The 7,998-nt window shown below is 74.8% G+C and carries 8 protein-coding genes; 3 read left to right on the top strand and 5 right to left on the bottom strand.

Translation table 11 applies throughout. From position 1 onward, the window contains the following. The 3 genes from ACWDRR_RS15565 to ACWDRR_RS15555 all read left to right on the top strand — a co-directional run. On the top strand, positions 1-183 hold a 183-nt coding region (locus ACWDRR_RS15565), incomplete at its 5' end, for a hypothetical protein (protein WP_449772698.1). A 25-nt stretch (positions 184-208) separates the two neighbouring features. Further along, entirely contained in the window at positions 209-754 is a 546-nt protein-coding gene (locus ACWDRR_RS15560) for a hypothetical protein (RefSeq protein WP_449772697.1), read from the top strand. Positions 755-1,244: 490 nt separating this feature from the next. Then, a complete protein-coding gene (locus tag ACWDRR_RS15555; protein ID WP_449772696.1) occupies positions 1,245-3,299 on the top strand; it encodes a glycosyl hydrolase family 18 protein in 2,055 nt (684 codons plus the stop codon). Between the two features lie 200 nt (positions 3,300-3,499). Here ACWDRR_RS15555 and ACWDRR_RS15550 read toward each other — a convergent pair whose 3' ends face one another. The 5 genes from ACWDRR_RS15550 to ACWDRR_RS15530 form a co-directional block, all read right to left on the bottom strand. Continuing rightward, positions 3,500-4,792: a multidrug effflux MFS transporter gene (locus ACWDRR_RS15550; protein ID WP_449772695.1), complete on the bottom strand. Its 1,293-nt coding sequence runs from the start codon at positions 4,790-4,792 to the stop codon at positions 3,500-3,502. Between the two features lie 198 nt (positions 4,793-4,990). Further along, entirely contained in the window at positions 4,991-5,473 is a 483-nt protein-coding gene (locus ACWDRR_RS15545) for a hypothetical protein (protein ID WP_449772694.1), read from the bottom strand. Positions 5,474-5,720: 247 nt separating this feature from the next. Then, positions 5,721-6,599 (bottom strand): alkaline phosphatase family protein, encoded by an 879-nt coding sequence (locus ACWDRR_RS15540; protein ID WP_449772693.1) that lies wholly within the window; start codon positions 6,597-6,599, stop codon positions 5,721-5,723. A 145-nt stretch (positions 6,600-6,744) separates the two neighbouring features. Continuing rightward, complete coding sequence (locus ACWDRR_RS15535) at positions 6,745-7,581, bottom strand: ATP-grasp domain-containing protein (RefSeq protein WP_449772692.1); 837 nt, start codon at positions 7,579-7,581, stop codon at positions 6,745-6,747. Beyond that, entirely contained in the window at positions 7,578-7,949 is a 372-nt protein-coding gene (locus ACWDRR_RS15530) for a hypothetical protein (RefSeq protein WP_449772691.1), read from the bottom strand. Before ACWDRR_RS15530 ends, ACWDRR_RS15535 begins: the two co-directional genes overlap by 4 nt. Positions 7,950-7,998: the final 49 nt, after the last annotated feature.

The following is a 7,998-nucleotide window of genomic DNA, read 5'->3' as shown; positions in this document are numbered from 1 at the left end:
GCCAAGGCCGCCGCCTGGTCCGCCGTGATCGACTCGGACGAGCTGCCCAACGCGCTGGTCGAGGCGAACATCGCCGGGCCGGGCCGCCCGCACCGCTGCGGCATCCGCCGAACTGCCGTACGAGGCGCGGGCAGAGCGGTGTACCGTGACCACCAGGTGAGCCGGGAAGACTGGTCGGCATGATGCTGACGCCTGCCCGAGGAGAGCCATGACCACCGAGCCGAACGCCGTTACCGAGTCCGTCCAGGACCGCCTCGGCCCGCTGGTCCGGGTCGGCGGCCGGTGGATCCTCGGCGACCACGAGGGCCGGGCCCACCTCACCTTCGAACGCGAGGGCCTGGTGCACCACGTCGCGGGCCGGGAGCCGCACCCGGTGGCGTGGGAGCGGCTGATGGAGCTGGGCGTGGCGGTCACCGTCGACCGGTTCTCCAGCACGAAGTTCGGCGGCCTGCTGAGCAAGACCCCCGGCATCACCGTTCACGGCTCCTGCCTGCGGGCCATGGTCCGGCACCCCTACGACATCTGGCCGGCGGAGTTCAGCCACCACCGCGGGTTCTACTCCGCCCGCGAGATCACGCTCCTGCAGTCCCTGCTCAGCGTCGTCGTCGACCGGAAGCGGGCGGAGCTGCTCGGTGACGACGCCTGGCTGACCGCCGCCGTCCGCCGGCTGGCGGCGCACCACTACGCCTTCAAGTGGCGCAGCGCGGACGACGTCGTCGCGATCGTCGACGAGCTGCTCGCACCGGCCTCCTGACACCCGTTCGACCCGGGGGCCGTCCGCGGCGCCCGCCGGCGCCCGGGCGAACGGCCGCCCCTCGGTGCGAAATTCACGGGCCCCTCACGTCCGGGCGGCATCGCCCGTAACCGGCGGATGGTTCGTCCGGCGACCGCCCGATCCCTCCGCCGACGAACTGTTAGGAGCCTTGACAGACGAGTGGTCTAGTCCAACCATAAGCATGTCGATCCGACCGGGATGCACTGTGGGGGTGTGACCACCGGCGGCTGAGGCATTGCCCTGCCCTGCTCCGCACCGCCCCCGACCCGCACGGCGTACGCGTGCCCACGCAGCGTCGTCCGTCCGTTCCGCGTGTCCACGGGGTCCCGCACGCCCGCATGCCGCACGCCCCCACCGCGTCCCGCAGTTCACCGCTCCGCAGCTTGACACCTGCGCAGTTCCACAGTTCCGCAGCGCAGCCCCAGCACTTCACCAACGTCCTGCCCCACCACGTCTGTTGGAGAAACTCATGCGTCTACGCAGAACGATCCGGGCGGCCCTGACCGCCTGTGTCACGCTGGCCGCGTCGGCCGGCCTGGCCGCCGTCGGGACCGCCCCGGCCGAGGCCGCCACCCCGCTGCCGACCCGGGTGTTCGCCCCGTACTTCGAGGCCTGGACGGGCCAGAGCCCGGCCGCGCTGGCCGCCCAGTCGGGCGCCAAGCACCTGACGATGGCGTTCCTGCAGGCCGCCACCAAGGGCTCGTGCACCCCGTACTGGAACGGCGACAGCTCGATGCCGGTCTCGCAGGCCACCTTCGGTGCGGACATCGCCACCATCCGGGCCAACGGCGGCGACGTGATCCCGTCGTTCGGCGGCTACACCGCCGACAACACCGGCACCGAACTCGCCGACAGCTGCACCGATGTGAACCAGATCGCGGCCGCCTTCGAGAACGTCATCACCACCTACGACATCAGCCGGATCGACCTGGACATCGAGGACAACTCGCTGACCAACACGGCCGGCATCGACCGCCGCAACAAGGCGATCAAGCTGGTGCAGGACTGGGCCGCCGCCAACGGCCGCTCGATCCAGTTCTCCTACACGCTGCCGACCACCACCAGCGGCCTGGCCTCCAGCGGGCTGGCGGTGCTGAAGAACGCCGTCACCAACAACGCCCGGATCGACGTCGTCAACCTGATGACCTTCGACTACTACGACAACGCCGCGCACGACATGGCCGCCGACACCCAGACCGCGGCGACCGGCCTCTACAACCAGCTGGCCAAGCTCTACCCCGCCAAGACCCCGGCGCAGCTGTGGGGTTCCATCGGCATCACCGAGATGGTCGGCATCGACGACTTCGGCCCGGCCGAGACGTTCACGGTGGCCAACGCGACCACGGTGTACAACTGGGCGGTCTCGAAGGGCATCAACACGCTCTCCTTCTGGGCCCTGCAGCGTGACAACGGCGGCTGCCCGGGCACCGGCGGCCGCGACGACTGCTCCGGGATCAGCCAGGGCACCTGGGACTTCACCCGCATCTTCGCGCAGTACACCGGCAACACCCCGGTGGGCAACGACTTCTCGGTCGCGGTGAACCCGAACTCCGGCACGGTGGCGGCCGGTTCGTCCACCAGCGCGACGATCTCCACGGCCGTCACGGCAGGTTCCGCGCAGAGCGTCAACCTCACCGTGACCGGCGCCCCGGCCGGCGTCACCGCCACCGTCACCCCCGGCAGCGTCACCGCCGGCGGCACCGCCACCCTGAACATCACCACCACGGCCTCGGTCGCGGCGGGGACGTACCCGCTGACCGTCACCGGCAGCGCCGCCTCCGGCAGCCACACCAGCAGTTACTCGCTGAAGGTGACGAGCACCCAGCCCGGCAACGACTTCTCGGTCGCGGTGAACCCGAACTCCGGGACGGTGGCGGCCGGTTCGTCCACCAGCGCGACCGTCTCCACCGCCGTCACGGCCGGTTCCGCGCAGAGCGTCAACCTCACCGTGACCGGCGCCCCGGCCGGCGTCACCGCCACCGTCACCCCCGGCAGCGTCACCGCCGGCGGCACCGCCACCCTGAACATCACCACCAACGCCGCCACCGCGCCCGGCACCTACCCGCTGACCGTCACCGGCAGCGCCACCTCCGGCAACCACAGCGGCACGTACAACCTGACGGTCACCGGGGTCACCCCGCCCGGCGGCCTGGTGAACGGCGGCCTGGAGACCGGCAGCCTCGCCCCGTGGACCTGCCAGAGCGGCGGCGCGGTGGTCTCCACTCCGGCCCACTCGGGCACCCACGCCCTGCAGGCCGCGGCGACCGCCGGCCAGACCGGCCAGTGCGCGCAGACCGTGACGCTGTCGCCCAACACCTCGTACACGCTGAGCGGCTGGGTCCAGGGCAACTACGCCTACCTCGGCGTGAGCGGCGGCGCCACCGCCAGCACCTGGGCGAACGCCTCCGGCTGGACCAAGCTGACCGTCCCGTTCACCACCGGCGCCTCCGGCACCGTGACGGTGTACCTGCACGGCTGGTACGGCCAGGGCAACGTCTTCGGCGACGACTTCGCCATCGCCTGACCTCACCCGCGACACCCGACCGTCCCGCCGGGGGCGGCGCGACCTCCCGTCGCGTCGCCCCCGGCGGCCGTTCCGCGGGGTGCGGCCGCTCGCCCGAGGCCGGGCGGCCGTCGGCGTCCGAGGCCGACCCGGCGGTGCCGCGGGATCGTCGCCGCGCCGTCACCGCGTCCGGGAGGACGCCGCGGGGCCGGCGACGGTGATCACCGGGAAGCGGCCCGGTCCACCGCGACGGCACGCCCGGGGCGGCAGAGGCCGAGGTAGGAGGCGGCCGCCAGGACGGCACAGGCGAGCACGACGACCGCGAGCAGCACCGCCGACGGGCTGCCGCCGAGGCTGCTGAGCGGCGCGACCAGGGCGCCGCACAGGAAGGTGCCGGTGCCGATGAGGGCGGAGGCGGAGCCGGCGGACCGCGGGGCGACCAGGCTGAGCGCCTGGGCGGCGGAGTTCGGGAGGATCACGCCGAGGCTGCCCATCAGGACGAACAGCGCCGGGCAGACGCCGGCCAGGCCGAGGTCCCAGACCGCCGTGAGCAGGACGAGCGCCACCCCGGCGGCGACCGCCGTGCCGAGCCCGGCCAGCATCAGCGCGCGGGCCGTGAACCGGCGGGCGAGCACCCGTCCGTTCAGCTGGGTGACCCCCACGATGGCGAACGAGTTGAGGCCGAACAGCAGGCTGTAGGTCTGCGGCGAGACGTGGTAGACGTGCTGGAGCACCACCGACGAGCCGCTGATGTAGCCGAACAGCGAGCCGAAGGCGAAGGTGCTGGTCAGGACGAGGCCCAGGAACGGCAGGTCGCGCAGGAGCCCGTTCATCGTCCGCAGGGTGGTGACCAGCCCGCCGCCGTGGCGGGCGGTGGGCGGCAGGGTCTCGCGCAGGGCGGCGACGGCGACCAGGGTGAGCAGCAGGCCGAGCGCGGTGAGGGCGCCGAAGGTGCCGCGCCAGGAGGTGACGCGGAGCAGCTGGGCGCCGACGACCGGGGCGAGGATCGGGGCGAGGCCGGATATCAGGCTGATCGAGGCGAGGAAGCGGAGCATCGCGACGCCCTCGAAGCGGTCCCGGGCGACGGCGCGGCCGATGACCAGCCCGGCCGCACCGGCGGCGCCCTGCACGAAGCGGGCGGCGATCAGGACCGGCAGGGTGGGCGCGAGGACGCACAGGACGCTTGCCAGGGTGTAGACGACCAGGCCGACGAGCAGCGGCGGGCGGCGGCCGAAGCGGTCGCTGAGCGGTCCGAAGATCAGCTGGCCGGCGGCGACGCCGAACATCGAGAAGGTCAGGGTGAGCTGGACCGCGGCCGGTTCGACGGCGAGGTCGTCGGCGATCGCCGGCAGGCCGGGCAGGTAGAGGTCGGTGGTGAGCGGGCCGAGGGCGACCAGCCCGCCGAGCACGGCGATGGTGGTGCGGCCCGGGGCGGCGCCGGTCCGGCCGGAGCCGGCGGCTTGGGCGGGAGCGGTCGACGTCTCGCCGGCGGGACCGGCGGTCGGACCAGGCATGGGGCTCCTCACGGGGCGGGCGCTGGGGTTGTCCACGCTCCGTCCTACCCCAGCGGCCCGGCCCGGCGATACCCGGGGTGGGCCGCGCGGCCCAGTACGGCCTCAGTGCGCCGTGCGCCGTGCCCGCTGCCCGCCGCCCCCTGCCCGCTGCCCGGCGGGCCTGCCGCCCGGTGCGGGGCCGCCCCGCCGCCCGGCGGCTCAGTGCCCGGCGGCCGACTGCGCGCGCCGGGCGGCCTGGACGGCGGCCCCGTCCTGCCAGGCGTAGAGCTGGTTGCCCGTCAGGGTGACGTCGTAGTGGCCGCACGAACCGGTGATCTTCGAGGAGACGCTCTCCGGGAACCAGCCGGCCTTCAGGGTGGCCGGCACCGGGTGGACGCCCTTGCCCGGCTGGGCGGTGACGCAGCCGGCGGGCAGCCGCCCCTCCGGCAGGGTGGCGCGCAGCAGGCGGTCGTCGCCGGTGGTGGACATCAGGTACTGCACGGCGGAGGCGTTGTCGGGCAGCCAGGACGGCACCGCGTGGCGGTCCGCCTTGGCGGCGCTGCCGGTGCTGTAGGTGGCCTGCTCCTGGTGGCGTCCGTCGTACCAGTCGGAGACCCGCGGGCCGACCGCCGCGGCGGCGGCGGCGACGGCCATGCCCGTGCCCGCGACTCCGAGTACGACCTTGCTCACGATGCCGTTCATGCCCGCCCTGCCCTCTCCCTGTTCGTTCCCGTCCCCGGTGCCCGGCGCGGCGCGTCCGGCGCCCGGTCCTGCGGGGTGTCTCCATCCTGACCCGCCGTGGGCTGCCGCGGCGTCACCACGAGGTCGCGACCGCACCTGCGACCTTGGGGGTACGGTCTCCACCTTCAGGGGTACACGGGCCGCCGTCGTCTCGGGGTTCACCCCCGGTACGGCGGTGCGGGCGGGCCGTTCGCGGACCCGCCGGGCGTCAGCGGCCCGCCGGGACGGGTGCCCCGACCGGGAACGGCCGGCCGTCCAGAGTCCAGTGCGGGTCGATCGGCCGACCGAGGGAGGCGTACACCTGGGCGGCGACGTCCGGGTGGCGGATCTCCCCGGTGGGCGGGGCGGCGGGGATGCCGGGGCCGGCGCAGGCGACCCAGGCGGTGCGCTCCTCGGGGGTGCGGCCGCCGTGCCCGCCGGCGTCGACGTGGCCGTGGTCGGTGACGACGATGACCGTCCACGCCTCGTCGGCGTAACCGGGGCGGCCGCGCACCGCGTCGAGCAGCCGGCCGAGGCGCTCGTCGGCGGTGCGCATCGAGGCCCGGTACTCGGCGCCGCAGCCGAGGAAGTGGGCGGTCTCGTCGACGGCGCCGAGGTAGACGAAGGAGGCCTCCGGGTCGGCGGTGGCGAGGACGTGGACGGCCTCCCGGGTGACCTCCTCGTCGACGGCCTCCCAGGCCTCGGGGGTGTCCTCGGCGGGGGCGACGTAGGAGAGCCGGCCGGGGGCGCGGAACAGCGGGCCGCCGGACTCGTTGATCATCAGCGGGTCCCAGCCGGCGGCCACGAAGGTGCGGCGGCGGTCGCCGCGCGCGAGGCGGGTGGCGAAGTCGGGGAAGACGTCGAGCCGGTTGCCGCCCAGGTGATTGCCCCAGACGCCGTGCTTGGCGGGCTCGACGCCGGTGACGATGGTGGCCCAGCAGGGGCCGGACATGGTGGGCGTGGACTCCGCCACCGTGACGGGCGCCAGGAACCCGGCGCCGGACACCTCCGCGAGCCGGGGCATCGGGACCTCGTCCAGCAGGTCGTACCGGACACCGTCGATCCCGACGACGAGGACCCTGGGCCGGGGCGGCAGAGCTGTGGGCATGGTGGGGCGGTTCCTTTCGCGGTGCGTCCCGGCCGGGCCCGCGCGGGCGCCACCGGTCGCGTCATGCTGCACGGCCCGCCGGACCGGCCGGTGTCGCCGGGTGGAACGGCGGGTGTCCGGGCCGTGTCGGGCCGCCGCGGCGGGCTCACCCCGACGCGCCCCCGGGCGGATCGCCCGGCCGGGCGCCGGGACGGACGAACCGCCGGTCGGCCGGGCGCAGCACGGCGGCCGGCCCCGCGGCCCGCAGCACGACGTCCAGCACCCGGGCCGGGTCGGCGGCGTAGGAGTGCGCGAACCACGGCATGTTCGCCTCGACGACGGCCCAGCGCTCGCCCGGGTCGTACGGGTCGAGCAGCGGGCCGACGTCCAGGGCCACGGCGCTGGGCAGGGTGTCGCCGACGGCGGCGAGCAGGCGGCGGGCGAAGCCGGTGGCCTGCTCGGTCGCCGGCCCGGGGTCGAGCCGGCCGAAGCGGGCGTAGCGGCTGCCGGTGACCACCTCGCCGTCCAGGACGAAGAACCGGTACTCGGCACCGAACGTCACCGGGTCGCTGACCAGGACGGGCGTGTCGGGCCCGATCCGCTCGCCGTGCCGGGGCAGCCGGGAGCCGTCGGCGTAGACGGCCGGCGGGAGGGACTTGTCGGCGGGCGGCTTCACGAAGGCCGGGCGGCGCAGCGTCCAGGCCTCGGCGAGGGTGGTCAGCTCGATCCGCCGGCCGGTGAACTCCTCCGGCAGCCGGGCCAACCAGTCGTCCGCCGGTTCCAGCAGGGCGAGGCCCAGCCGGTCGGCGATCCGGGCGGCGGCGAGCGGGCCGCCGTACCAGTGGACGGGGTGCCCGGCGAGGCGGTCGAGGACGGCGGGGCCGGTGAGCTCGGCGGTCGCCAGGCCGCGCGCGGTGGCGGCCTCGGCGAGCAGGACGGTGGTGCCGGTCTGCCGGGCCGAGGTGAGCAGGACGGGGCCGCCGGCCTCGCGGACGGCGGTCACGGCTGCGGCCGGAACTCGTGGACGACCTCGATGCGGCCGACGATGTGCCGGTTGAACTCGTCCAGCTCCTCGGCCGGTACCCAGAGTTCGAGGATGGTGCGGCCGCCGGCCTGCCGGACGGGGTAGCGGGCCAGGAAGGCGGTGTCGACCTCGAACCGGGTGACGTAGCCGACGCCGGAGGCGGGCACGTTCCAGTCCCGGGCGATCCGGATCGCGTAGTCCTCGTTGAGCACCGGGTAGAAGATCGGCTGGTCGGGCAGCCGGGGCGGCCAGGCCCGGTGCCCCGACGCCTCGACCAGGGCCAGCTCCTGGGGCCCGGTGGGTCGCCAGAGGGTGGTGGTCGCGGGGGTGGGGGTCGGGCTGTTCATGGGAGCCGACGGTAGCCGGGCCGCCGCCGGCCCGGCCACCGGATTTCGG

This window comes from Kitasatospora sp. NPDC003701, from assembly GCF_053587085.1.
The sequence above is the reverse complement of the archived record's forward strand: the minus strand, read 5'-3'. Positions and strand labels throughout refer to the sequence as shown.

Excerpts from the sequence above, each read along its gene's own strand:
- ACWDRR_RS15530 (WP_449772691.1), bottom strand. The coding sequence starts at position 7,949 with ATGAACAGCCCGACCCCCACCCCCGCGACCACCACCCTCTGGCGACCC.
- ACWDRR_RS15560 (WP_449772697.1), top strand. The coding sequence starts at position 209 with ATGACCACCGAGCCGAACGCCGTTACCGAGTCCGTCCAGGACCGCCTC.
- ACWDRR_RS15550 (WP_449772695.1), bottom strand. The coding sequence starts at position 4,792 with ATGCCTGGTCCGACCGCCGGTCCCGCCGGCGAGACGTCGACCGCTCCC.
- ACWDRR_RS15545 (WP_449772694.1), bottom strand. The coding sequence starts at position 5,473 with ATGAACGGCATCGTGAGCAAGGTCGTACTCGGAGTCGCGGGCACGGGC.
- ACWDRR_RS15540 (WP_449772693.1), bottom strand. The coding sequence starts at position 6,599 with ATGCCCACAGCTCTGCCGCCCCGGCCCAGGGTCCTCGTCGTCGGGATC.
- ACWDRR_RS15555 (WP_449772696.1), top strand. The coding sequence starts at position 1,245 with ATGCGTCTACGCAGAACGATCCGGGCGGCCCTGACCGCCTGTGTCACG.